General features: G+C 48.8%; 22 protein-coding genes. 5 read left to right on the forward strand and 17 right to left on the reverse strand.

The genetic code is table 11. The annotated features are described in order from the left end of the window. Positions 1 to 68: 68 nt before the first annotated feature. From HNQ56_RS14270 to HNQ56_RS14305, 8 genes are all read right to left on the reverse strand, one after another. Positions 69 to 653, reverse strand: coding sequence for a UbiX family flavin prenyltransferase (locus HNQ56_RS14270; RefSeq protein ID WP_429147417.1), 585 nt, complete (start codon positions 651 to 653; stop codon positions 69 to 71). Positions 654 to 749: 96 nt separating this feature from the next. Beyond that, positions 750 to 1,514, reverse strand: a complete 765-nt coding sequence (locus tag HNQ56_RS14275; RefSeq protein ID WP_429147420.1) for an ABC transporter permease — start codon at positions 1,512 to 1,514, stop codon at positions 750 to 752. Then, the gene (locus tag HNQ56_RS14280; protein ID WP_429147422.1) at positions 1,511 to 2,299 is read right to left on the reverse strand and encodes an ABC transporter ATP-binding protein; all 789 of its coding nucleotides are present in this window, start codon (positions 2,297 to 2,299) and stop codon (positions 1,511 to 1,513) included. Before HNQ56_RS14280 ends, HNQ56_RS14275 begins: the two co-directional genes overlap by 4 nt. 141 nt (positions 2,300 to 2,440) lie before the next feature. After that, the gene (locus tag HNQ56_RS14285) at positions 2,441 to 3,403 is read right to left on the reverse strand and encodes an ABC transporter substrate-binding protein (protein WP_429147425.1); all 963 of its coding nucleotides are present in this window, start codon (positions 3,401 to 3,403) and stop codon (positions 2,441 to 2,443) included. 30 nt (positions 3,404 to 3,433) lie between these two features. Next, positions 3,434 to 4,306, reverse strand: a complete 873-nt coding sequence (locus tag HNQ56_RS14290; protein ID WP_429147428.1) for a UbiA-like polyprenyltransferase — start codon at positions 4,304 to 4,306, stop codon at positions 3,434 to 3,436. Beyond that, positions 4,275 to 6,305, reverse strand: coding sequence for a menaquinone biosynthesis decarboxylase (locus HNQ56_RS14295; protein WP_429147431.1), 2,031 nt, complete (start codon positions 6,303 to 6,305; stop codon positions 4,275 to 4,277). The genes HNQ56_RS14290 and HNQ56_RS14295 overlap by 32 nt, the downstream gene beginning before the upstream one ends. A gap of 4 nt (positions 6,306 to 6,309) precedes the next feature. Beyond that, complete coding sequence (locus tag HNQ56_RS14300; RefSeq protein ID WP_429147433.1) at positions 6,310 to 9,141, reverse strand: glycoside hydrolase family 3 protein; 2,832 nt, start codon at positions 9,139 to 9,141, stop codon at positions 6,310 to 6,312. Between the two features lie 196 nt (positions 9,142 to 9,337). Then, on the reverse strand, positions 9,338 to 10,798 hold the full coding sequence (locus HNQ56_RS14305) for a hypothetical protein (protein WP_429147436.1): 1,461 nt from the start codon (positions 10,796 to 10,798) through the stop codon (positions 9,338 to 9,340). 285 nt (positions 10,799 to 11,083) lie between these two features. Between HNQ56_RS14305 and HNQ56_RS14310 the strand changes: the two genes are divergently transcribed. From HNQ56_RS14310 to HNQ56_RS14325, 4 genes are all read left to right on the forward strand, one after another. Continuing rightward, positions 11,084 to 11,656 (forward strand): RNA polymerase sigma factor, encoded by a 573-nt coding sequence (locus HNQ56_RS14310; protein WP_429147439.1) that lies wholly within the window; start codon positions 11,084 to 11,086, stop codon positions 11,654 to 11,656. Next, the gene (locus HNQ56_RS14315) at positions 11,643 to 12,395 is read left to right on the forward strand and encodes a DUF4367 domain-containing protein (protein ID WP_429147442.1); all 753 of its coding nucleotides are present in this window, start codon (positions 11,643 to 11,645) and stop codon (positions 12,393 to 12,395) included. The genes HNQ56_RS14310 and HNQ56_RS14315 overlap by 14 nt, the downstream gene beginning before the upstream one ends. Positions 12,396 to 12,618: 223 nt before the next feature. Continuing rightward, complete coding sequence (locus HNQ56_RS14320; RefSeq protein WP_429147445.1) at positions 12,619 to 13,620, forward strand: GNAT family N-acetyltransferase; 1,002 nt, start codon at positions 12,619 to 12,621, stop codon at positions 13,618 to 13,620. A 34-nt stretch (positions 13,621 to 13,654) separates the two neighbouring features. Beyond that, positions 13,655 to 14,461 (forward strand): GNAT family N-acetyltransferase, encoded by an 807-nt coding sequence (locus tag HNQ56_RS14325; protein ID WP_429147447.1) that lies wholly within the window; start codon positions 13,655 to 13,657, stop codon positions 14,459 to 14,461. Positions 14,462 to 14,558: 97 nt separating this feature from the next. Here HNQ56_RS14325 and HNQ56_RS14330 read toward each other — a convergent pair whose 3' ends face one another. The 9 genes from HNQ56_RS14330 to HNQ56_RS14370 all read right to left on the reverse strand — a co-directional run bounded on the left by HNQ56_RS14330 (position 14,559) and on the right by HNQ56_RS14370 (position 21,926). Next, positions 14,559 to 15,404 carry a pyridoxamine kinase gene (locus HNQ56_RS14330; protein ID WP_429147450.1) on the reverse strand — a complete coding sequence of 282 codons (846 nt, stop codon included), beginning with the start codon at positions 15,402 to 15,404 and terminating at the stop codon, positions 14,559 to 14,561. 13 nt (positions 15,405 to 15,417) lie between these two features. Continuing rightward, complete coding sequence (gene larE, locus HNQ56_RS14335) at positions 15,418 to 16,233, reverse strand: ATP-dependent sacrificial sulfur transferase LarE (RefSeq protein ID WP_429147453.1); 816 nt, start codon at positions 16,231 to 16,233, stop codon at positions 15,418 to 15,420. 144 nt (positions 16,234 to 16,377) lie between these two features. Next, positions 16,378 to 16,704: an S-layer homology domain-containing protein gene (locus tag HNQ56_RS14340; RefSeq protein ID WP_429147455.1), complete on the reverse strand. Its 327-nt coding sequence runs from the start codon at positions 16,702 to 16,704 to the stop codon at positions 16,378 to 16,380. 27 nt (positions 16,705 to 16,731) lie between these two features. Continuing rightward, positions 16,732 to 17,295, reverse strand: coding sequence for a cyclophilin-like fold protein (locus HNQ56_RS14345; RefSeq protein WP_429147458.1), 564 nt, complete (start codon positions 17,293 to 17,295; stop codon positions 16,732 to 16,734). 46 nt (positions 17,296 to 17,341) lie between these two features. Then, positions 17,342 to 18,520 carry an iron-containing alcohol dehydrogenase gene (locus tag HNQ56_RS14350; RefSeq protein ID WP_429147461.1) on the reverse strand — a complete coding sequence of 393 codons (1,179 nt, stop codon included), beginning with the start codon at positions 18,518 to 18,520 and terminating at the stop codon, positions 17,342 to 17,344. A 71-nt stretch (positions 18,521 to 18,591) separates the two neighbouring features. Further along, on the reverse strand, positions 18,592 to 19,572 hold the full coding sequence (locus tag HNQ56_RS14355) for an aldo/keto reductase (protein ID WP_429147464.1): 981 nt from the start codon (positions 19,570 to 19,572) through the stop codon (positions 18,592 to 18,594). Positions 19,573 to 19,592: 20 nt separating this feature from the next. Continuing rightward, positions 19,593 to 20,789 carry a MalY/PatB family protein gene (locus tag HNQ56_RS14360; protein ID WP_429147466.1) on the reverse strand — a complete coding sequence of 399 codons (1,197 nt, stop codon included), beginning with the start codon at positions 20,787 to 20,789 and terminating at the stop codon, positions 19,593 to 19,595. Then, positions 20,773 to 21,636: a DUF3737 family protein gene (locus HNQ56_RS14365; protein ID WP_429147469.1), complete on the reverse strand. Its 864-nt coding sequence runs from the start codon at positions 21,634 to 21,636 to the stop codon at positions 20,773 to 20,775. Before HNQ56_RS14365 ends, HNQ56_RS14360 begins: the two co-directional genes overlap by 17 nt. 68 nt (positions 21,637 to 21,704) lie before the next feature. Next, positions 21,705 to 21,926, reverse strand: a complete 222-nt coding sequence (locus tag HNQ56_RS14370; RefSeq protein WP_429147471.1) for a hypothetical protein — start codon at positions 21,924 to 21,926, stop codon at positions 21,705 to 21,707. A gap of 219 nt (positions 21,927 to 22,145) precedes the next feature. On the opposite strand from HNQ56_RS14370, the gene HNQ56_RS14375 reads away from it, so the two are divergent. Continuing rightward, a complete protein-coding gene (locus HNQ56_RS14375; protein WP_429147474.1) occupies positions 22,146 to 23,087 on the forward strand; it encodes a LysR family transcriptional regulator in 942 nt (313 codons plus the stop codon). Positions 23,088 to 23,111 lie beyond the last annotated feature (24 nt).

Here is a 23,111-nt window from a genome sequence, read left to right on the forward strand (position 1 = left end):
AATTCTAGGTTTTTGTCAAGACCTAAATTGAGAAAATCTAATTCTATTTTCTTCCAGAGGAGAAGGGATTATTCTCCCCAGCGTAAAAATCCCGGCACCGAAATGTGAAACCGGTCTAACAGCTTGCCGATGATCTGCAGATTCATATCCTCCAGATTGTAGGGATTGCTGTAATAGGGCGGAACCGGGGGCATGATGAAGGCGCCTGCTTCTGCAAGGGTCAGCATATTCCTAAGATGAATGGTGCTTAAGGGGCTTTCTCTCGGAACCAGAACCAGAGTCCGCCGTTCCTTCAGGGTGACATCGGCAGCCCGAAGAAGCAGGTTATCGCTGTAGCCGCAGGCGATTCCCGCCATAGTCTTCATGCTGCAGGGAAGAAGGAGCATTCCCTCGGTCTGGTAGGTGCCGCTGGCAATCTTTGCGCCGTAGTCCTGCAGATCATAGCTTACATTTGCCATGGCTCTCACTTGGTCGGGAGTATAGTCTGTTTCCTGGGTGATGGTCATCTCAGCGCCCTTTGATATGACCAGATGAGTCTCCCAATCGGGGCAGGATGCCATTAATTCAAGAAGCTGAATGGTCAGGGCGGCGCCGCTGGCACCGCTCATGCCGATGACCAGCCGTTTTTTATTATTCGAGAGGTTTTGTTCCATGAGACGAATCTCCTTTCTTAATGCCGCAGAAAACAGCGGGTGGCGGGGGGCTTTGCGGTGCCTGACACCAAGTAATGTTAACGGTGCCTGACACCGTTACAAAATGGCTTCCGGGGTATGGTTCCATTTGCCGATGTGACCGGCGAGGGCGTCGATGGCGGCAAACAGGAAAAAGCCCACCACAGCGATGGTTATGATCCCGATATACATTTCCACATAGTTGATTCTTGACCAGGCATCCAGAATATAATAGCCCATTCCGTAAGAGGTGCCGTAGCCTTCTACGAAGAAGAGGATGGACATGGCGGCGCCCAGGGAGACCCGGAGGCTGGTGAAGAGCTGGGGCAGGATGGCGGGCAGGGTCACGTGGCGGAGGATGGCCGCTCTTCCGGCCCCTAGGCTTTTAAGCACCTGGTAGGTGGAAGGGTCGATGGCCCGGATGCTGTCGCGGACCGATACGATGACCTGGAATACGATGACCAGCACCATGATTACGATTTTCGAACCGTCCCTCATGCCAAGGAGCAGCATCGCGATGGGGAGCAGGGCTGTCTTGGGAATGGGGTAGCTGAAATAAATCAGAGGATACAAAAGGCGGTTCATCCGCTGGGAGTAAGCAAGGAGGATGCCCATGGGAATGCCGATCAGCAGGGAGAGAACCAGACCGGCTCCGACTCTGCGCAGGCTGTATATAATATGGATCAGCATATGATCCTTCAGGACGAGGGAAAAGCTTTGGTATACCTTCAGCGGACTGGCAATGACAGGGGTATCCGTCAGAAGGTAGGCAATCAGCCAGATCAGATTGATTGACAGAAAGCCGCGGATAAACATAAGGCAATGCTTCCATAATCGCTTCAATTGTGTCCTTCACTTCCTTCCGGTTCCTTTTCATTTGCGGTCAGGCGGCTGCGCAGCTGTTGTCTGGCTGCAAAATAATCCCCATCCTGGGGATTGGATATCCCGAAGTATGGATTAGGGCTTTGATAGCGGATGCCTCCGCCCTGAGCTTCCATAACCAGCAGATCCGTTCCCAGATAAAGAGCCTCTTCGATGCTGTGGGTTACCAGGAGGGTAGTGGGGCGCTGCTGCTTCCACAGGGACAGGAACAAGGCTCTGGCTTCCTCCCGGATGATTTCATCCAGGGCGGAGAAGGGCTCATCCATCAGAAGGAGGTCCGGCTGCTGAAGGAAGGCTCTGGCGATAGCGGCACGCTGCAATTCTCCCCCGCTGAGCTCTCTTGGATATTTCTCCAGAAGGGAGGAGATGTTCAGAGCCTCACATAGCTGATGCAAATCTGTGGAATGCTTCTCACTCCGGTACTCCCTGCGAAGCTTCAGAGGCAGCAGACAGTTCTCCCGCACGGTTTTCCAGGGAAGCAGACCGCAATTCTGAGGGATCAGACCAATCCGGTGTCTCTTCGGGCTTAGAGGCAGCCGCCCATCCTCCGTTATAAATTCTGCCGTTCCCCCTGCAATGGGGAGGGAGCCGGAGAGGGCATGAATCAAGGTGGATTTGCCGCAGCCGGACGGGCCCAGAACCGCCAGCGCCCTGCCTGCCTCCAACTGGAAGGAAAGGCGGTCAATGACAGGGTAAACCGCTTGTCTGGTTTTATAACGAAGAGATAAATCATTTATGATAAGCATATGAATAACCATGCCTTTCTTACAGCTTGCAAATCAATGGATTTGTGAAACACAAGGTTTGCGATGGGGTGAAGCAGTTTTTATAAAAGAGCCTCCCCGCCGTTTTCATGTAACAGTATTAATAATAATTTGTATAACGGTTTATTTGGAATATGCATCATAGGTCATCTGCTCATAGGTTAGGTCCGGACTGCACAGCTCCTTATTGCTTGCCCATGCGACAGCCTTCTCCACATCCTCTCTGGGAGGAAGCTTGCTTTCCCGGAAGGGTTCTATGGTGATCTGCCCCTTCATCTCCGCGGGATAGCCTACGGCTTGAATCACAACATCCTCATAGCTGGAAATATCGGTCTGGTTGAGGTAAGCAACCGCCTCATTGTACGCCTGATACAGCTTCTTCACCGCCTCGGAGTTCTGCTCCAGGAAGGCGCCGGTAAAGGCAGAAACGGCAGGATACAGGCCGATGTCATTGGCGCTGCCCAGATACACGGCGCCGTCATTCAGCACGATGGAGGCAAAGGGCTCCGGCATAAGGCCGAGATCGATTTTATCATTGCGGAGCAATTCCACCCGGTCGGGGATGCGGGGAATAAATTCCTTCACCACGGCATCCGAGGCAAGGGAGTTTTCTGCCAGAATTTGATCCAGCGTATAGTCAATCAGCGTATTTTCGGAAATGGCGATGCTTTTCCCGGATATCTGTGCGATGGAGGTAATGCCGGTATTCTTTCCGGCCGCCAGCACATAGTCGCCGTCGGTGATCCCGGTGATTTTCACATCAAAGCCGGCATTCTGGTAAATGCATACTCCGATATAATCCGTCAATACCCCGTCCAGCTCTCCTGCCATCAGGGCGGCATCCCGATCCTTAGCGGAGGTGAAGACCTCCAGCTGCAAATCCAGATTATACTTCTGGGCCAGCTTCTGCTCGTTCATCATAACATAGGGAATGACATCGTAGGAGGACATCATACCGATGCGGATTACAGTGCTTTCCCCGGAAGAATTCTCTGGGGTAGTTTTAGAAGAGTTGTCGGATTTACATCCGGTAAAAAACAGCAATGTCATGCAAAAAATAAGCAGTAAGGATAAAGTTTTTTTCATAATAATATCTTCCTTTTGATGGTTTGATTTTTATAAAAACAGGGCGTCCAGCACACCGCTGATTAACAGGACGATGCTGACCAGCTGGTTGACGCTGTAGGAGGCGATGTTGACATTGGTCAGATTGGCGGGGGATACCAGCCGGTATTCCACAAGGAATAAAATAATGATGACTGCCAGTCCGAGGAAATAGATAATACCCAGCTGCGGAGCCAGAAGTCCGATTATCACAAGACAGATTACCGTGATCACGTGAAAGAGCAGGGAAATCCGCAGGGCGTTCTTTATTCCGAATTTTACAGGAATGGAATGAAGTCCGTTGGCTTTGTCAAATTCATAATCCTGGGAGCCGTAGATAATATCAAAACCGGCAACCCACAGGGTATTGGCTGCTCCCATAAACAGAGGAATTAGGCTCAGCCTGCCGGTGACGGCAAGCCAGGCGCCCACCGGGGCACAGGCACAGGTGACGCCCAGAACCAGATGGCAGAGGTAGGTAAACCGCTTGCAGTAAGAGTAAATAATCAGTAAAAACAGTGCGGCAGGAGACAGCAGAAAGCAGACCAGATTTAGCTTCCAGGCTCCGACCAGCATGACTAGGAAGCAAAGGGAGGTGAAGAGAACCACCTCTTTTTTCTTGATCTCTCCTTGGGGAAGCTGCCGGCCGGCGGTTCTGGGATTCCTGGCATCGATTTCCGCGTCGATGACCCGGTTGATGGCATTTGCCCCGGTCCGGGCGCCGAGAAAGCATACCAGAATCCAGAACAGGGTCTGCAGCTTAGGGAGGCCGCCTGCGGCAAGAAGCATGGCTACCAGGGCGAAGCTGAGGGAGAATATGGTATGGGAGAACATCACCAGCTTACCGTAAGCCTTAATTTTTTGCAGGATTTTCTTCAAAACCATAATGTATCCACCTTTCCTCTACCAACTGCTTTATTTCCGGTGACATTTCAATGTCATCCGGCCAGGGCCTGGTCAGACCTTCTTCTTTCCATTTCTTTGTAGCGTCGATGCCCAGCTTACCATCATAGATGACAAGATCCCGTTTGGCATCAATATTGTTAAATACCTTCCACATCACGGTGGATAGGTCCTTTGGCGATACGTCGGCATCTACTGCGATGACGAATTTGTCACGGTGCTGTTCCATGTATTCAGCCAGGGCTTTCCTGGCCTGCCCAGGAAATTTCTTTTGGACGGTTAGGATATGGTAAGAGGGGGAGGGCTGGGAGCTGTTATCTGACGGATTGGTTGATACACCGGCTGATACATTCTCTGTTTTAATCTCTGGAGTGTTCAATGATCTGATTTGCGGTGTATCCGTGGTGTCGAACGACTTGTTCCCTGCTTGATTCCCCTGTATATTCTCTGCTCTGATTTCTAGTGCATCCGTTGTTCCGATCACTGATGTGTTTTGTGTTCCGGCCTGGAGTGTATCATTTGTTCCGGCCTCTGACGTGTTCTGTGTTCCAGCCTGGGGTGTATTATTTGCTCCGCTCTCTGATGTGTTCTGTGCCCCAGTCTTCGGCATCTCATCCCTGCCAGCCAGCCGAATATTCCTTCCAGTTGCATCAATGCCGAGGCGGTTGCCGTAGAGGGCCTGATTCGAGGAATGATCCAAAGCATCCAGGGGGCCTTCTGAGATAATCAGATCCCGGTTCACATCCGTATTCCCCAAAACGGCATCCCGCACCTGGGCCAGATCCTGCACATCCACAGAATGATCCACAACAATAATCATTTTTGTGTACATCATCTGCCCCATTCCCCATACACTGTTCATAACCTTGCCGGCGGCGCCGGGATAAGCAGCTTTAATGGATAAAATAGCGCAATTATGAAAGACTCCCTCCAGAGGCAGGTTGACATCCACCAGCTCCGGGATCATCATCCGCAGCATGGGAAGGAAAATCCGCTCCGTAGCCTTCGCCATATAGCAGTCCTCCATAGGGGGCTTTCCTACCACCGTAGCCGGATAGATTGCATTCCTCCGGTGGGTGATGCAGGTGACATGGAAGCGGGGATAGTAATCCGCAAGAGAATAATAGCCGGTATGGTCGCCAAAGGGACCCTCCAGAACGAGCTCTTCCGTCGGGTCCACATACCCCTCCAGAACAAATTCCGCATTGGCAGGGACATAGATATCATTGGTAATGCATTTTACCAGCCTCACCCTGGAGCGGCGGAGCCAGCCCGCCAGCATCATTTCATCCAGCATGGAGGGCAGGGGGGCGGTTGCCGCATAGGTGACAGCCGGGTCACAGCCCAGAGCCACAGAGACAGGCATCCGCTGCCCGCTCTTCTTATAGCTCTGAAAAATCTCGGAGCCGTCCTTGTGCTTGTGCCAGTGCATGCCCGTGCTGGTTTTATCCAGAATCTGCAAACGGTACATGCCCACATTCTGCCGTTTGGAATCAAGAGCCTTTGTAAAGACCAGGGGCAAAGTCATGAACTTACCCGCATCCCCGGGCCAGCATTTTAACACCGGCAGGGTATCCAGGTCCACCTCCCGCTCTATGACCTCCTGGCACCTGCCCCGTCTCCGGGACCGGGCAGGCAGGGCATGGAGAAGCCTCAGCAGACGGGGAATGCTGCGAAACAGCTTTTTCACCGACAGGTAATTCCCCAGCTCCAGGTACTGCGCAATCAGCTTCCCCAGCTCATCCAGCTCACCAACCCCCAGGCCCAGGCTCATCCGGCGGTAGCTTCCCATGGCGTTGATCAGCAGGGGATAGGCGGAGCCCTCCACCTTCTCAAACAGCAGGGCAGGCCCGTGGGCCTTGGACACCCGGTCTGCAATCTCTGTGATCTCTAAGTCGGAGGATACCGGAACAGGAATTCTCTTCAATTCCTGCCGGTCCTCCAGCTGCTTTATAAACGTATGCAAATCCTGATAGGACATAACTTTATTCTTCCTCCGCTACCGTCATACTCAGGCGAAAAGCCTCTTCATCAAAAGGAGCTCTCATGGAAATTCGGATTTCCTCTATTTCCATTCCGCTCTGGGCAAAATACAGCTGAAGATAGGCGTTTTGCAGGAATATCCTTCCCAGATCCCGTGTCTCCTCCACCCATTTGCCGCCGGTTCCGTTGATGGTAATGGTAGCAAGGAGGTTTCTGTTCAGGAAAAGGGTCACGGGTATTTGTGCCAGCTCACCGGCATTGCATTTCATTTTCAAGGTGATATCGTAATGACCCCGCTCCGCAAAGGACAGGGCAAACAGCGCGGAAGTCCCCTTGTCCGTTTTCAGGCCGGATAAATCCAGGGTGGAATTCTTTCCTATAACCTGGTAAGGCAGATCAAAGGCAAGATGATCTTCCTGCTGCGCTTTCTCTGAGGCGGCCTTCTCGTCCTCGCTCATCCGTCCCAGGGAACGGTCCATGACGGGGAGATTCATCAATGCATTGCAGATATTGGCGGCATTCCGGGCCAGCTCACCGCGGCTGATGATCCCTTTTCTCAAGCCCTCCTCTGTCAGATCTCCGGAAGAATTGGACTGGGAATCCACCACCACCATGTAGATGTCGTTCTGGGCCCGTACCATATAGTGGGTGTTGGCGGTGGAGGGGACTTTCTCGCCGTCCTCATTTATCGCGGCCCACCAGTCCGTCATGACAATTCCTTTATAGCCCCATTCCCGCCTTAAAACCGTAGTCATCAGATCGTAATTTCCTGCGGCCCAGATTCCATTGATAGAACCGTAGGCGGACATGATGGAGCGGGCATTTCCTTCCTTCACCAGGATTTCAAAGCCCTTCAGATAGATTTCACGCAGCGCCCGTTCCGAAACAACGCTGTCGCTGGTGTGTCTGCCCAGCTCCTGGTTGTTGGCGGCAAAATGCTTTGCGGTTCCCGTCACCCCGTATTCGTGCATTCCAAGAAGACAGGCTGCGCCCATCTTGCCCGTCAGAAGGGGATCTTCGGAGAAATATTCAAAATTACGGCCGTTTAAGGGATTCCGGTGAATATTCACTCCCGGCCCGAGTAAGGTGTCAATGCGGTTCTTTCTTAATTCCAGACCTTCTATGACATACAGCTCCTTCACCAGCTCCGTGTTGAAGGAGGAGGCCAGACAGGTGCCGTTTGGCAGACTGAAGGCATAGGAGCCGCAGTCCATACGAATTCCGGAAGGGCCGTCGGCACAGCAGCCTACGGGAATGCCGTAATGAAGCAGACGGTCCGTCAGCCCGCCGAAGGCGCCGGCAGTGCCGGGAGTTACCTTGGGGGAACACATGCCCTCACCCCTGGTCATATGGATGAAATCTTCATCGGAAAGCTGTGCCAGAAAGTCTTCCATGGAAACCTTCCCGTCATATACATCTCCGAGCCGGTAGCCCATATCTCCCGTGAAGGGAAGCTCCGTGGGACGGCGTTCCCTGATTCGGGCCTGCAGATTGACGGAACGAAGGGGAGTATCTTCCTCTCCAAGAGTCAAGGCTCCATTCTGATCCACTGCACGGAATCTACGGAAGGCTCTCACCGGGGCCAGGGCTTCTTCCAGCTGTTCTGTCACAAGAAGGCTGTCCACGGCCAGGGCGCCTGCCTGTACCGCTGTTCTGACGTCCGATCCGGCATAGAATACATAGCTGCCGGCCTCCAGGACATAACAGGATTTGCGGCCGGTGATACCGCTGTCATCATAGGAAGCCAGACTTTCCACAGGAACGGTCAAAGTCAGAAGCTCGCTTTCGCCGGGCATCAGTTCTGAGGTTTTGGCAAAGGCTTTCAGCTCGCGGGCAGGCTTTCCCAGCTTCCCCTGGGGGGCGCTGACATAGACCTGAACCACTTCCTTTCCTTTGACGCTGCCGGTGTTTCGCACCTTAACTGATATTTCAACGGATTTCCCGGTAAGATCAGCGGTGTCCGGTATATGGAATGCGGTGGTCTCCAGCTGGAAGGAGGTGTAGGAAAGGCCGAAGCCGAAGGGATACATCACTTTATCCCGGGCAAAGGTTTCAAAAAACCGGTAGCCTACATAAATATCTTCTGTATACACATTGCGGGTCTTGCTGCCGAAGTTGGCGCTGGAGGGATAATCCGCGATATCAAAGGCAATGGTATCCGTAAGCTTGCCGCAGGGAGTTACTTCGCCGGTCAGAACATCAACGACGGCATTGCCGCCCTCCTGCCCGCCGTGCCATACATAAAGAACAGCGGAGGGCTGATAGACGTTCATCCATTTCATATCGATAATATTACCGGTGTTGAGGACAACTGCAACCCGCTTAAAATAGCGGCAAACCTTCTGAAGCATGTCTTCTTCCGGATCGCTGAGAAGATAGCTTCCCTTTTCGGCCATATTATCCCGATCCTCCCCGGCGGTGCGCCCGATGATTACCAGCGCAAGGTCGGAGCGTGCGGCAGCTTCCGATACCAGGCTGTCGCTTAGGGGCATTTCCTCCTGGGACCAGGGTTCCCCGGCCCAGCCGGCTCCTGTCTGGAAGGGATGCTCCTTCGTCCAGGCTTCGTATACGGACAGCAGCTCCTGATCCAGAGTGATACCCGGATGTGATTTCAAGGCATCCAGAATACCTGCCACATATCGGGTATTTACCAGACCGCCGGAGCCGGTGCCGCTTTTATAATAATCAAGTTGAATTCTGCCAAAGACCGACACGGCTTCGCCCTTGCGAATGGGCAGAGCCTGTCCCTCATTTTTCAGCAATACTGCGCCTTCTGCGGCCGCCTGCCTGGAAATGCGGGCGAACCGGTCCCAATCCATCGTAAATTTATTCATGTTAGAAAACCTCCGTCAAAAATAATCGAACTTTAACATTACTACAATACTATAACATGGGAAGAAAAGCTATCATTTTTTGGACGGAAGGACTGGATTCAGACTTTTTCATTGTTTTTTTGAAGGCGGCTTATGATAAGAATGGCAGGGATAATCATAATCAGGCAAAGAATGGAACAGCACCCTTTCTCAGCGTTTATTCCGGATTTCCCATGACCCACTCATTGTTGAGCCATTTTACCGTTACATGTAGATTGTTACCTCTGTCATTGGGATTTAACAGCGGAACGCGCAGCGCTTTTAGATTACTTCCTTCTGTATCCACGATTTCGACTCCGGAGGTAAGCAGGTGATCTGTGGATTTTGTCGCAGGTGACGGCTCAGAAGAGAATTCATCGGTTAAAAATAAGCTTTCGTGTAAATCATCCTTATATGCCGGTATAACCTCTAAGAAATGGACCTGCGTACCCAGATAGTTGCTGCCACGATATAAGAGTTCGAGAACAATGGTATCCCTGCTGTTCGATTGTAAAGGACCTGTTAATATAGAAGGAAAGTAATAACCCTCGTATAGTTTCGAGAAAATCTCTCCTGTGCCAAGCTTTACACTTACCCTGGTAACTTCACATTGAGAGCCCCATCGAAGGGTACTGGTAAAAATAGTATCATCTGCTTCGCCGACACCGTCCAGATTCAAGTGTTCATAAAGGATGCCATATTTTTCAGTGGCTTTTGCCCAGGAGGGGTTTTCCTGGTCCTTATAATTTGAATCAGAGCTTGTGTCTTGGGAGTTCTCTGCCCGAGCTATATTATCCTGTACAACATGCCATTGTGTACCCCATTTATCGATATGAACCTCTTCTTCGGGCACTTTTTCTTTTAAAGTGAGGAGTTCTGCCGTCCCCATCAAAGCAAAAGCTTCTGTATAAAGGGGAGCGGGGCCGGAATAGTCAATGTCCAGCATAGCGGTCAGATACAACTCCTTTCCATCCAGCCAGAGTTTTTTTAAAGTATACACCTCATCGCCTTTCCAATGCTCATAGATATCTCCGTTATCATAGACAGGGGCTGGTAAATCGTCAAAATACTCCACAAGGACAAATTCCTTCTGTCCGGAATTATAGACATAACAAGCAGCGTGCTTTGTCTCTTCGTAGCTGCCCAGGTCAAGGATAAGAGCGGGAACAGGAGCCTTTCCGTTAATTTGATTGATATTAACGGCCCGAGCTTCATTTTCTACCGTCTCAAGCTTAAAATCGTCCCGAAGGGGATAGGAAATCTGTTGCAGCAGTTCGTTTGAAGCATCATCATAGAAGGTCAGATCAATGACATATTTGAGGTCTTCCTGCTGTCTTGTGATAACATCATATACAATGAAACCATCCTCTGTAGAGATTTTTCCGTTATTGTGTGAAAGAATAGAAGGGTCCTCCTGCGGTGCGGAGACAGAATCTGATTTAGGAGTATTTCTTTGGTCTTCATCTGCTGCGCTGTCAGGAATTGCGGGACTTATTTTCCCGGCTGTCTGTGTTGTGGTTTTATCTGAACATCCGGCCAGCCAAAGGACACACATTGCTACCAGCAGTACGTTCCCAAAGGATCTCTTTTTATAGATTGTTCCATTGCTCCCGGTAATAAAGCATAAATACTGTTTCATAAATAGTAAAACCTCCATGATGATGATTTTTTTGTATCGTTTTATACCCTTACTAATAAAGACAATCATGGAAGAGTTATGCAACAAAGAATTTCATAATCTTTATTTGTTCTTATTTGCCAAACTAAATTCTTGTGATTACCGGACGTTACTCTGGCAAATCCCTTTCTTTAATTTACTATATATAATTCATTTTCTATGCTATAATTGGATCATAAAATTTGACTGATTATGGAAGAACATGGACATATAAAACAATCGATACAAAAGAAAGGAGAGAATGGATTGCTGGCTTTTTATCTTACTCGGCTGGACGATGATGACAGAACCTTCATACTTCGTTTGTATAAAAATTATTATAATATGGCGAGAAAAAATATTTACAAAATAACGCATAGCAACAATGACATAGAAGATTTAATTGACGAGGTTTTTATAAAATTGATAGAGAAAACAAGCCTGCTTCGCACCTTTGATGAGGGAAGAATTACTGCCTACATTTTCTATACAATCAAAAGTGTGGCAATTAATTACATAAAACATAAGCAGGTTGAAAATAAATATGTGTGCTATAGTGAAGCTATGGATACAAAGGAGGACTTGTCCTATTCTGATGCGGAGATGAATGAGAAATTAGTTCAGCAGGAGGAGTTAAAGGCGTTGTGCAATGCCATTTCCCAATTACCGCAAAATCAAAAGGATCTGCTCTATTATAAATATATGCTTGCAATGAGTGACCGTGAGATTGCAGGGATATTTGGGATTTCCTCGGACAGTGTCCGCCAGTATTTAACCAGGGCCAGACGTAACGCCAAAAAACTCATGGAAAAGGAGCAGGGGACGGATGCAGGGTTATGATAGTATAAGTAAACTAAATGAGATGTACGAGGATGCTCTTTTCCGTATCGCCATGAGCGAAGCGGCAAAGGACGAGGGAGAAATAATAAAGCTGGAAAATGAACAAGGGAAAAGAGAGATGCCCGGTTTGCCTTCCTCAGAAAATATAAAAAGATTTTCAAAACTCTTAGATGCAGAAATAAAAAAGAAAGGCAAGAAGCTTCCTTTTCTTTCGAGGAATTTACATCGTGCCTCCGTTGTAATATTATTTTTGGTAATTGCATTTTCAGCTACGATGGTTACGGCACGGGCGTTTCGGAGACAAGTGTTAAATTTTCTGATTAGCGTGGAACCCCAATATACTTCATTCCAATTAAATGACAATAGTACAGAGGATGCGGATGGCAAGCTGATCATAAATTGGACCAATGCCTATGTACCAGCCTACGTTCCGAAAGGGTATGGTGTGGATAGTATATCCTATTCGAATGCGGTAAAAAAGATTGTCTTTACAAATCAGACAGGGGACTCCGCCATTATTTATTCACAATATGAAGCGAGCATGGACGTTTTGATCGATACAGAAAATGCATCCCTTGCGGAGACGATTGAAATCAACGGTTATGAAGGGATATTAATTGTAAAAGATCCTGTGGCAACTATAGTTTTAGAGAGGGAAAATCATATCTTTACTGTTCAGGGAGAGATTGAACGCAGTGAAATTATTAAAATGGCAGAAGGGATTGAGTTCGTAAAATGATTTGATTTTATAATGAACCCCAAAGCATTGAAGCACACCGTGGAACGCTTCGGCATCATCATGATGATAAAACGATTATAATAGTATCCGGCATATCAACTCCCGGCATTATTTGTTATAATCAGATGATTAAAATATATGAGGGTCCTGTCATAATTGCCGCAGATAAAATAAGCAGGGCAGCTATGGGTAGCCCTCCGAAGGACTAAGGAGGATCAAATATATGCCCTTGCAAATCAGACCGCTGTGTATGGATGACCTGGATACTATTGTTGAAATCGCTTTGGAAAACTTTCATCTGGAACGGCAATCCTGCAATGCTTTACCCGACAGTCCCGATATGGATTATATCCGCCGTCAGCTGCACACAATCATTGAAACGGGAACCGGCAGAATAGCAATAGAAAAGGGACGGATAACCGGATTTTTAGCTTTTGAAAAGGCCTTTCCCGTCAAGGAAGGTGTTTACGGCGCCACATCCCCGTTGTTCGGATACGGTGTCAGGCACGGGTGCGGCGGATGCGAAAACCGGGAGGTTATTATAGGGAGATTGTTTCAGGACACTGCCGCAGAGCTGTGCAGAAATTATACTCAGAGCATTCGTGTCAATGTGTATGCCCATGATGCCAAGGTTTTGTGGATGTATATCATGACTTCTTTTGCCATGGATGTAACAGAGGTTGTAAAAGACACTGACATGCCGATGGTTTCCTCATCTGCTCACGGCTTTACTTACCGTGAGGTATCAAAGAAGGAACTCTTAAAATACAAATCAGACATTATAGAATTATATCGGGATCTGGTAAACCATTTGCGTGTCAGCCCTGTGTTTTATCATTGCAGATACTTTCTTCCCGTGGAAGACCGGTTTGATGATTTTCTCTCGGAAGATCTGCGGCTGTTTGCTGCGTTTGAGGGGGATAAGCTGGTCGGAATGATTGATTCAGAGCCGGTGGACATTGCCATGTTTAGTAATGCTTCAAAAGCCTTGTGCATGGGGGATGTGTTTGTTAAGCCGGATTACCGGGGCGCCGGTGTGGCTGCTGAGCTTCTGCGCTTTGCCAACGATGAATTAAAGAAAGACGGTATCCGGCGTCTGTTTGTAACGCATGGCACGATAAATCCCAATGCACGCGGCTTCTGGGATAAGTATTTCACGAACTACTCTTATACCATGACACGAAAAATTGATGCGGATATGTTGGGGGAAATCCAGCGTATTTAGGTGGTAAATAAGGAACATAACAGAAAGGGATACGATGAGAACAAAACGTTTGTTAATAAGAAGGTTTTTACCGGATGACTGGCAGGATTTATTCGAATATTTATCCCAGGAAGAGGTCGTAAAATACGAGCCGTATGAAGTGTTTACCGAAGAGCAGTCCCGGCAGGAAGCAATCCGCCGTTCAGAAAGACCGGACTTTTGGGCAGTGTGCTTGCAGGATACGGGCAGATTAATCGGCAATGTTTATTTGGCAAAGCAGGAGTTCGGCACATGGGAATTAGGCTATGTATTTAATAAGAACTACCAGGGAAATGGCTATGCAACGGAAGCCGCCAAAGCTTTAATCGAAGATTCATTTGAAAATCATGACGCTCACCGGGTTGTTGCAATGTGCAATCCCCTCAATACGGCATCCTGGAAGCTTCTTGAACGTTTAGGACTGCGCAGGGAAGGATATCTTAAGAAGAATATATGGTTTTTTAAAGATGAAAATGATAGTCCAATATGGCAGGATACCTATGAATATGCTGTTTTAAAAGAGGAATGGCAGCGGCAGAGAACTGGATGGGACGGGAATGCCTGCGATTTACTGCAAAATTTAGATAAGCTGCATACAACAAAGCTGGGCGCGGAGCGAATCAAAAGCAATCTCAGATTAAATACGGAGGATGTAGTGAAGGTTTGCCGTGATAAAATACAGGAAGCATCTGCTGTTATTAACAGAAGGGGAAAGAACTGGTACGTGGATATAGACGGATGTAAGATCACGGTAAATGCTCACAGCTACACCATTATTACAGCTCATCGAGAAGCGGGAGAAGCGGTGTCAGACACCCGTTAAAACACTGACCGGTGGATTGATTTCCACCAGTCAGAAGCACGGTGTTAAGCGCGTGAGTTTTATCTCGCGCGCTGTGGTGTCAGGCACGCAAGTTTTATCAGTCAAACAGCTTCCCGTAATCGGCAAGTATGGATTCAAACCGAACTCCCATGCGAGGGCCTGTGCCGTCAGCCGCTGTCAGCCGGATCGCCTCACAAGTGTAATCAACAGCGATTCTTGCCGCATCGGACAAGCTTCGCCCGCGCAACAGCGCGCCCAGGAGGAAGGAGCCGAACACATCTCCGGTTCCGTGATACATGCCTTCGATTCGTTTACTCATAATGTAATCAATCTGTCCGGTTTTCGCGTCATAGCAAGCGGCACCCAGATCATCGTCCCCGAAATATACACCGGTCAGCACCACCTGCTTCGCTCCCAGTCCGGCCAATGCACAGAGAAGATCCTTCACCTCTTCCTTTGTCATGGGGCCGTCCTTGTATTCCCGCCCTAACATAAAGGCGGCTTCCGTGCAGTTCGGGATAATGACGTCGGCATGCCCGCAGAGCTTTGCCATGCCCTTCACATGGTCTAAGGTAAAGAGGCTGTACAGCTTGCCGTGATCCGCCATGACCGGATCAACCATAATCAGGGTTTCCGGCGTCCGGAACATCTCGAAAATATCCCTCACTATATCGATCTGGTCAAGAGAACCAAGATAGCCGCTGTAGAAGGAATCAAACTTAATGTTCTCTTTTTTCCAGTGTTCTGCAATCGGCCGCATATCATCGGTCAGATCACGGAAGGTAAAGCCTTCAAAGCCGCCGGTATGTGTGGATAAAACCGCTGTAGGCATAGCCGAGCACTCCACCCCTGCGGCAGAAATGATGGGCAAAGCTACTGTGAGGGAGCATTTGCCTACTCCCGAGATATCGTGTATCGCTGCGACTCTTTTTAAATGTGCCATGTTCTGCATCTCCTTATTGAGTTTTGTCTATATTTTCATTCATACTGCCTGTGCGGTATCCCAGTAAATCTAAAGCAATATAGGTAAACCCGATTTGCTTGAATTCAGTATAAATCTTTTTGCGCAAGATGTCATCCTCTAATAACCGAAATCCATCCGGATCCGTTTCGATGCGGGCTAAATCTTTGTGATAGCGCACTCGCACCTGTCGGAAACCGGAATCCAGAAGCAATTGTTCCGCCTTGTCAATCATGGAAAGCCGTTCGGCGGTGATGCTTTCTCCATAAGGAAACCGTGACGAGAGGCAGGCGAAAGATTGCTTATTCCATGTGGACAATCCGATCTCTCGGGAAAGCTCCCGTATTTCCTGTTTGTTCAGCTCCGCATGGCGCAGAGGGCTTTTAACGCTTTGCTCCCGCACGGCGATCAGTCCCGGACGGTAATCTCCGTTGTCGTCCATGTTGGAACCCTCTGCCACATGGTCGATGCCCTGTTCATGCGCCACTGCCCATATCTTTTCAAACAATTCGTTTTTGCATAAGTAACATCGGTTGAGAGGATTCTGCGAGAAGCCCTCAATGTCCAATTCCTCTGAATCGCAGATAAAGTGGCGTATCCCTTCTTTTGTACAGAAGTCAGCCGCCTCCTTCAGCTCCCGTTCGGGAAAGGAACAGGAACGGGCGGTCACGGCGATGACACGATCGCCTAAAATATCATGAGCTGTTTTAAGCAGAAAGGTTGAATCAACTCCGCTGGAAAAGGCGATGGCGATGCTGCCAAGTTCGCGCAAATATTGTTTTAACCGTTCGTATTTAGTTTGGATTGTCATAGAGAAGTGTCCCCTTTTCGATTTCATTCATATAATCCCTTGTAATACATATAGGTCATATATGTATTATAAGGGATTATGATATCATTTCTTTTCTCAAAAGTCAACACATAAAGATTCGGTGTCAGGCACCCGGGTTTGAAACTATTCCCAATTTATAGCGGGCGCATATTTTGACTTTTTTTTGACATCCTTAAAAATCGGACTTTTTTTGTATTGATCCGCATCATATCCGTCCGTAAGCCTGGTCAAAAGCTGAACAAACTCAGCTCTTGTCATGGGGTCATTGGGTTTAAACTTGTTTGCTTCCGCACCCTTCATATATCCGCTTTCTACAGCGGATTTGACGTGATTGTAGTACCATGCACCGGGCTTTACATCGGTGAAGCGGTCGGCAGCGTGGACTGTTGAGGAAAACAGCAGACCTAGAAGTATCAAAATAACTGCCATGGGGATTTTTTTAACCTTCATTTACATCTCCTTTTACATATATACGAGTCATGGGACTGCCTCGATTGTAATCGTTCCCTCTAGCAACGAAATCTGATCGCTGCCGGATACCGCCTGCCCCAGCTCGTACAAGCTGCCATTAGGGCTATAGCTCCCGAAGAACATGACAACATCGGCCCAGGGCGCATAATATGCCAGGGTTCCTATCTCACCTCCGGCCTTTGGTGTATCGCTGATATCCAGTGCTTTCGGAGGGTAGAAAATCTTTTCATTGTTACTGTAATCTTCAACCGCAAGGGACAGGGGAAGCTGATCGTAAAGCTCCTTTGCCGCAGTTGAATCATTCAGCTGAAAGGAAATGACATGTTTCCCATCACTGATCTGAATAACGGAAGCTTCCACGGTATCTTCGCCGGGGGAGGAGGCTTCCTCAGAGGGAGGCAAAGACGGAACCGCTGTGTTGTCCGGCGCGGTATCCGGAACGGATGGTACTGAGGACGGCCCTGCGGATGGAACATCTTCCGATGGAATAGTGGGGCCGGACGCTTTGCCGCAACCGGCCATGGCAATCAAAAGAAATACAAGCAACAGAGTTGCAATTCGTTTTTTCATTTCTATCCTCCTTGTGCTACCAGGATTGTTGTGCCATCAGAATATTTTATCGATAAGCCCGTTCAAAAATAGTGATACAATCCTCATGGGTCATTTCACAAGGGTTGGCTGCAAACAGGCCGCCCATAGTCTCCCGGGCATTATGGGCCAACGTGGGGAGCTCTTCACGGGTGATTCCGTAATCGCTCATTTTTAGGCCGCCTACACCGCAGTCCTCCTGCAGCTTCAGCAGGGCGGTGATGAAATCCTCCGGTTTATCGGCATCCTTCATTCCTAACAACCGGGCCATTTCCACAAAACGGTCATCGCAGGCATGCTTTTCAATAAAGAATTCGCTGAATGCTTTGGAGAGCATGATCAAGCCTGCACCATGGGGAAGTTCCTGATGAAAGGCGCTCATGGCATGCTCCATGGAATGCTGTGCCGTGGTTACGCTGACTACCATCGCCCAGCCGGAGAGAGTGTTGGCGTAGGCCATACCGGTGCGGGCATCCATATCATTACCGTCCTTGACGGCACGGCTCAGATATTTGCCCACATTCTCAATGGCTTCCTTTGCAAATAAGTCACCCATGAGGTTTCGGAAGCTGCTGATATACACTTCGGTGGAATGGAAGAGTGCATCAAAGCCCTGGTAGGCGGTAAACTCAGGCGGCACGGTGGTCATCAGTTCCGGGTCCACGATTGCCAGAACAGGAAAGAGCCGGTCATCCCCGCCGAAGCCGATCTTTTCATTGGTCTCATCGTTGGTGATGACGCCCCAGGCATCCACCTCGGAGCCGGTGCCCGCCGTGGTGGTAATGGCGATGATGGGCAGGGGGTCAGCTGTCAGCGGCTTGCCCTTACCGGTGCCTCCGCTGATATAGTCCCATACATCCCCCTCGTTGGTTGCCAGGGCCGCCATTGCTTTGGAGGCATCCATGACACTGCCGCCGCCCAGCGCGATAATGAAATCACAGCCGTTCTCTTTGGCAAAAGCTGCACCCGCCATAACGGTGGATTTGAGAGGATTGGCTTCTACTTTGTCAAAGACGGCGGTTTCAATACCGGCTTGTTTTAACTGGGCCAGCGTACGGTCAAGGGAACCGTTGGTCCTGGTAGATTTACCGTTGGAAATGAGCACCATAGCCTTTTTACCTGGAAGGGCCTGTGCATGAAGCTCGTTAAGCTTGCCCGCTCCGAATTGTACGCGGGTTGGGATATAGGAATGGAAATTATGATACATAGTTATCACCTTTCTTCAATTAAAAAAATATTGTGTTTTAGAAGCACGCAGCTTCCGGCGCTGCAGGAGAATTACCAGGCATAAGCCTGCGGCGCTTCTCCCCCCGGTCCGGGCCAGATGTTATCAAGTTCACGGAGAGTCTCATCAGAGAGCTGGACCTCCAATGCATGAAGATCCTGTTTCAACTGGTCTGCCGTCTCAGGTCCTATAATAGGGGCGGTCACAGTAGGATTGTGGAGTAACCAGGCAAGGGCAACCGCTGCCGGAGACTCTCCCAGTCTTTCACATAAAGCCTCATATTTTTCGAGCTGGGGTCTGATTTTTTCAGCTGCATCTTTTAGGGCTGAGCGGCGTGTGTCAAGCCCGCCCTTCAGCATTCCGCCCAAGAGGCCCCCGGCTAACGGGCTCCACGGGAGTATTCCCAAGCCATAATAGCGGCAGGCAGGAATGACTTCCAGTTCAATGCTGCGAACAGACAGATTGTACAAGCTTTGTTCCGAAATAAGGCCCAGGAAGTGGCGGGAATTTGCAGCACCTTGTGCGGTGGCAATATCCCATCCGGCAAAGTTGCTGCTGCCGACATAAAGAATTTTTCCCTGTTGGACCAAAAGCTCCATGGCCTGCCAGATTTCCTCCCATGGAGTGAAGCGGTCGATGTGATGCATTTGATACAAATCGATATGGTCGGTCTTCAAGCGGCGAAGGCTGTCTTCACATGCCTTTCTGATATGATACGCAGACAAGCGCCTGTCATTTGGCCCCAATCCCATGGGTTGATAACATTTTGTTGCAATTACCAGATCATCGTGCCTGCCGCTTTTTTCCATCCAGCGGCCGATAATTTCTTCAGAAATTCCAAAGCCCTTTTCCATATCCGGTTTTTGCGGTCCGCCGTATACATCGGCGCTGTCAAAGAAATTGATTCCCTGTGCGGCCGCTTCATCCATAATCTTGAACGCTTCCTGTTCGTCTGTCACATAGCCAAAGTTCATGGTTCCAAGACAGAGGCGGCTGACTTTCAGTCCGGATCTTCCTAAATTCACATATTGCATTTTGTTTACCTCCTTCTGCTTTAAATTACAATACCGCAGGGATGCTTGGCGGCAAGCTCTTCATACCGCTGTATCCCTAGTCTCAGTTTTTCCAGGCCATCCAACACCCGGCTTTGCTGGGTGCCCAGGTTCATCCGGAGAAAGGATTGCCCATTCTGTCCGTAAGCCGAGCCGGATGACAGATACAGTCCGGTTTCATCCCGGATTATTTCGCACAACCGGCTTGTGTCACAGGTGATTTGGCAGCAGTCCATCCACAGGAGATAGGTTGCTTCGGACGGGATAACCTGTATCTGGGGGATATGCCGGCCAATGTATTCTGCTGCGATATTCTTGTTCTCCTTAATATACCCTCGCAATTCATCCAGCCATGCATCCCCTTGAGTAAAGGCGGTAATAGCGGCTTCCATGGCAAAGGCGTTTGGCTCCGCCACTTCATCGGTGTTCAGTCCCCGGTTGACCTTATGACGAATATGGGGATCGGGAATAACGACGCTGGCAGTCTGTAATCCCGCCAGATTAAATGCCTTTGTCGGAGCGGTACAGGTGATGCTGTTCCCGGCGCACAGGTCTGATACGGAGGCGAATGGGGTATATGCTGTTCCGGGGTCGGTAAGATCACAATGGATTTCATCAGAAAGCACCAGCACCCGGTACTTTGCACACAGCTCACCGATTCTGGCGAGGGTATCTCTGTCCCATACCTTGCCGATTGGGTTATGGGGATTGCATAAAATCATCAGTGTAGTCTGCGGGTCGGCCAGCTTGCGCTCCAGGTCATGAAAATCAATGCTGTATTGGCCGTCTCGGTAAATCAGCTTGTTTTCCAGCAGGTTCCGCCCGTTATTCCGTATGGAGTTATAGAAAATATTATAAACCGGGGGCTGGATCAGCACATTCTCACCCACATCGGTCATCTTTCTGACGATGGACGAGATGGCGGGCACCACACCGGTTGCAAAGAGAATCCAGTCCGGTTCCATGGGAAACTGATGCCGCCTGGCCCACCAGCCGCTTACCGCCTGACGGTATTCCTCCGGCACGATAGTATAACCGAATATTCCTCTATCTACCTTCCGCCGAAGGGCATCCAGCACAGCAGGTGCGGTTTCAAAATCCATGTCGGCCACCCACATGGGCAGCTCGTTTTCTCCCACATCCCACTTCATGGAAAAGGAATCCCGGCGATCTGTTACTTTGTCAAAAGCAAACGGCATTTTTCACACCTCCTAAGGTAATACAGGTATTCTCCGGGTCAATCTGCGGATCATCAAAGATAATTTCACCGATCCCTGCTGCGTTGATAACGCCGCTGATAGGGTTTTTAATGCTGTCAATGGTGGTAGTGACGTCCGCCGAGATATTTTTGCAGTACTCAAAGGCCAGATTTGTTTTCAGCAAACGGCAATTTTCCAGAGTCAATCCGTCGATGTAACAGAAGCCCTGCAGGCTCTCAATGGTGCAATTTACGAATGTTAAGTTGCGGGAATTCCACCCGATATATTCCCCGGTGAGGAAGGAATCCGAAACAACCACATTTTCGCAATTCCAGAACGCGTCCTTAGACAGAAGCTTAGATCCGGTAATCTCAATATTTTTACAGCCGTCAAAGGAGTAGTTTCCGGCAAGACGGAGGTTTTTTCCTTTGATATTGGAAGAATTCATGGCGAAATAGTCACCCTTTGCGCTTACATCGCTGAGAGATATGCCGTCGCACATCCAAAAGGTCTCGCTGGCATTTGGCATATCTACATGGTCCAGACTGATGTTGGCGGAACGGCGAAAGGTCTTGGGGGCCTCGATTGCGGTATGGCTGATGCGGACCTGATCGGTGTACCAGATACCGGCCCGTGCGCCGTCCAGCAGGATACTGTCCTGAACATTGGCGTTTTTGCTGTACCAAAAGGGATATTTCCATCTGAAAATACTTTGATCCACCCGAATATTCCGGGATTCCTTGAGGGGAGATTCACCGTCCTCAAAAATGGAATGATTGATTGCAAGCTCCCGCCCATGAAAAAGGGCACGCTCACCTGTAAAAACCTGTTCCTTTATAGACTTCATTCTATCAATTTCCTCCTATTCTGCTATATCTGAATCTGTGATTTGCTCCTTTATGCAAATGAATCAACTTATCCTTTGTTATCTCTTATGGAATAAATCAAATAATCCAGACAGTCCAATTGTTTTTGGTGTTCATGGATTTTATCCAGAAGGGAGCATCTGTGGCATGAGAGCAGCCGCAGCTTCTTCTGTTTGTCTTCAAGCTCGAAGAAATCCTCTGCGAAGCCCCGGCTGCATCCGGCATCCAGCAGATTTCTAAATGTTTTTTCACTCTTGTCATGTTCCGTCATATTGTCACCTTCTTGCTGAAAATAAATTTATATTAAAGGAACAGACCCATCTGATCTGTTATACCGTTTCTTATGGCGGCCAATCTATTTCTTATGGATCTCATTTCCTTTTCCATCTTTGTGTTCCTATTATAGCTCATAGCCATAAACATATAAAATACTTATATTTAATATTTAATCATGCTTGAAAGGTATAATTATTTGTGATACGATAGAACCATGAACCCACGATGGATTTACGATAGAACCTGCAATAGAGAGGAGGAAATTCCCATAGATATAAGAGTACTGCGTTATTTTCTGGCTGTGGCCAGAGAGGAAAACATCTCAAACGCTGCGAAAATCCTTCACGTAACACAGCCGACACTTTCGCGTCAGCTTATGGAATTGGAGTCGGATTTGGGCACAAAGCTATTTCTGCGCAGCAGCGGGAATCGGACCATCACATTGACAGAAGAAGGAATGCTGCTTCGTAAACGGGCGGAAGAAATATTGGATTTGGTAGAAAAAACAGAATTAGAGCTTGTGACGCCAAGAGATAACATCAGCGGGAACATATACATTGGCAGCGGGGAAACCCATGTAATCAGCCTGTTGTCCAAAGAAATCAAAGAAATCCGGGAGGAATACCCCGATATACACTTTCACTTTTTCAGCGGCAATGCGGATCATGTAACGGAACGGCTGGATAACGGCCTGATTGATTTTGGGGTTTTGGCCGAGCCCTCCAACATTTCAAAATATAACGCAATTTCTTTGCCTGCTGCGGATACCTGGGGACTTCTCATGCGCAGGGATCATCCTCTGGCCGGGAAAGCTTCCATCGAGGCAAGTGATTTATGGGGGCTTCCTCTGATCAGCTCAAGCCAGCGGCTGACCAGCAATGCATTTTCAAAATGGCTGAAGGATGATTATGAAAAACTGGATCTGGTGGCTACTTATACGCTTCTCTATAATGCGTCGCTTTTGGTGAAGGATAATATCGGCTGTGCATTATGTCTTGATAAAATCATCAGCACCTCGGAGGACAGCGGGCTCTGTTTCCGGCCTTTGAAGCCTAAGCTGGAAGCCCGATGGCATATTGTCTGGAAAAAGTATCAGGTATTTCCCAAGGCGGCAGAGGTTTTCTTAAATAGACTGCAAGAAAAATTCATTAGATAAACAGCAAGCATTACCATGAGCATT

The sequence above is a fragment of the Anaerotaenia torta genome, from assembly GCF_050433395.1.
Classification (GTDB): Bacteria; Bacillota; Clostridia; order Lachnospirales; family Lachnospiraceae; genus Mobilitalea; species Mobilitalea torta.

What these genes read in the sequence shown, in the direction of transcription:
- HNQ56_RS14360 (WP_429147466.1), bottom strand. Translation starts at nt 20,789, where the DNA reads ATGCCGTTTGCTTTTGACAAAGTAACAGATCGCCGGGATTCCTTTTCC.
- HNQ56_RS14270 (WP_429147417.1), bottom strand. Translation starts at nt 653, where the DNA reads ATGGAACAAAACCTCTCGAATAATAAAAAACGGCTGGTCATCGGCATG.
- larE (WP_429147453.1), bottom strand. Translation starts at nt 16,233, where the DNA reads ATGACAATCCAAACTAAATACGAACGGTTAAAACAATATTTGCGCGAA.
- HNQ56_RS14345 (WP_429147458.1), bottom strand. Translation starts at nt 17,295, where the DNA reads ATGAAAAAACGAATTGCAACTCTGTTGCTTGTATTTCTTTTGATTGCC.
- HNQ56_RS14315 (WP_429147442.1), top strand. Translation starts at nt 11,643, where the DNA reads ATGCAGGGTTATGATAGTATAAGTAAACTAAATGAGATGTACGAGGAT.
- HNQ56_RS14350 (WP_429147461.1), bottom strand. Translation starts at nt 18,520, where the DNA reads ATGTATCATAATTTCCATTCCTATATCCCAACCCGCGTACAATTCGGA.
- HNQ56_RS14290 (WP_429147428.1), bottom strand. Translation starts at nt 4,306, where the DNA reads ATGGTTTTGAAGAAAATCCTGCAAAAAATTAAGGCTTACGGTAAGCTG.
- HNQ56_RS14300 (WP_429147433.1), bottom strand. Translation starts at nt 9,141, where the DNA reads ATGAATAAATTTACGATGGATTGGGACCGGTTCGCCCGCATTTCCAGG.
- HNQ56_RS14375 (WP_429147474.1), top strand. Translation starts at nt 22,146, where the DNA reads ATGAACCCACGATGGATTTACGATAGAACCTGCAATAGAGAGGAGGAA.
- HNQ56_RS14295 (WP_429147431.1), bottom strand. Translation starts at nt 6,305, where the DNA reads ATGTCCTATCAGGATTTGCATACGTTTATAAAGCAGCTGGAGGACCGG.
- HNQ56_RS14285 (WP_429147425.1), bottom strand. Translation starts at nt 3,403, where the DNA reads ATGAAAAAAACTTTATCCTTACTGCTTATTTTTTGCATGACATTGCTG.
- HNQ56_RS14355 (WP_429147464.1), bottom strand. Translation starts at nt 19,572, where the DNA reads ATGCAATATGTGAATTTAGGAAGATCCGGACTGAAAGTCAGCCGCCTC.
- HNQ56_RS14280 (WP_429147422.1), bottom strand. Translation starts at nt 2,299, where the DNA reads ATGCTTATCATAAATGATTTATCTCTTCGTTATAAAACCAGACAAGCG.
- HNQ56_RS14320 (WP_429147445.1), top strand. Translation starts at nt 12,619, where the DNA reads ATGCCCTTGCAAATCAGACCGCTGTGTATGGATGACCTGGATACTATT.
- HNQ56_RS14305 (WP_429147436.1), bottom strand. Translation starts at nt 10,798, where the DNA reads ATGAAACAGTATTTATGCTTTATTACCGGGAGCAATGGAACAATCTAT.
- HNQ56_RS14340 (WP_429147455.1), bottom strand. Translation starts at nt 16,704, where the DNA reads ATGAAGGTTAAAAAAATCCCCATGGCAGTTATTTTGATACTTCTAGGT.
- HNQ56_RS14330 (WP_429147450.1), bottom strand. Translation starts at nt 15,404, where the DNA reads ATGGCACATTTAAAAAGAGTCGCAGCGATACACGATATCTCGGGAGTA.
- HNQ56_RS14370 (WP_429147471.1), bottom strand. Translation starts at nt 21,926, where the DNA reads ATGACGGAACATGACAAGAGTGAAAAAACATTTAGAAATCTGCTGGAT.
- HNQ56_RS14325 (WP_429147447.1), top strand. Translation starts at nt 13,655, where the DNA reads ATGAGAACAAAACGTTTGTTAATAAGAAGGTTTTTACCGGATGACTGG.
- HNQ56_RS14365 (WP_429147469.1), bottom strand. Translation starts at nt 21,636, where the DNA reads ATGAAGTCTATAAAGGAACAGGTTTTTACAGGTGAGCGTGCCCTTTTT.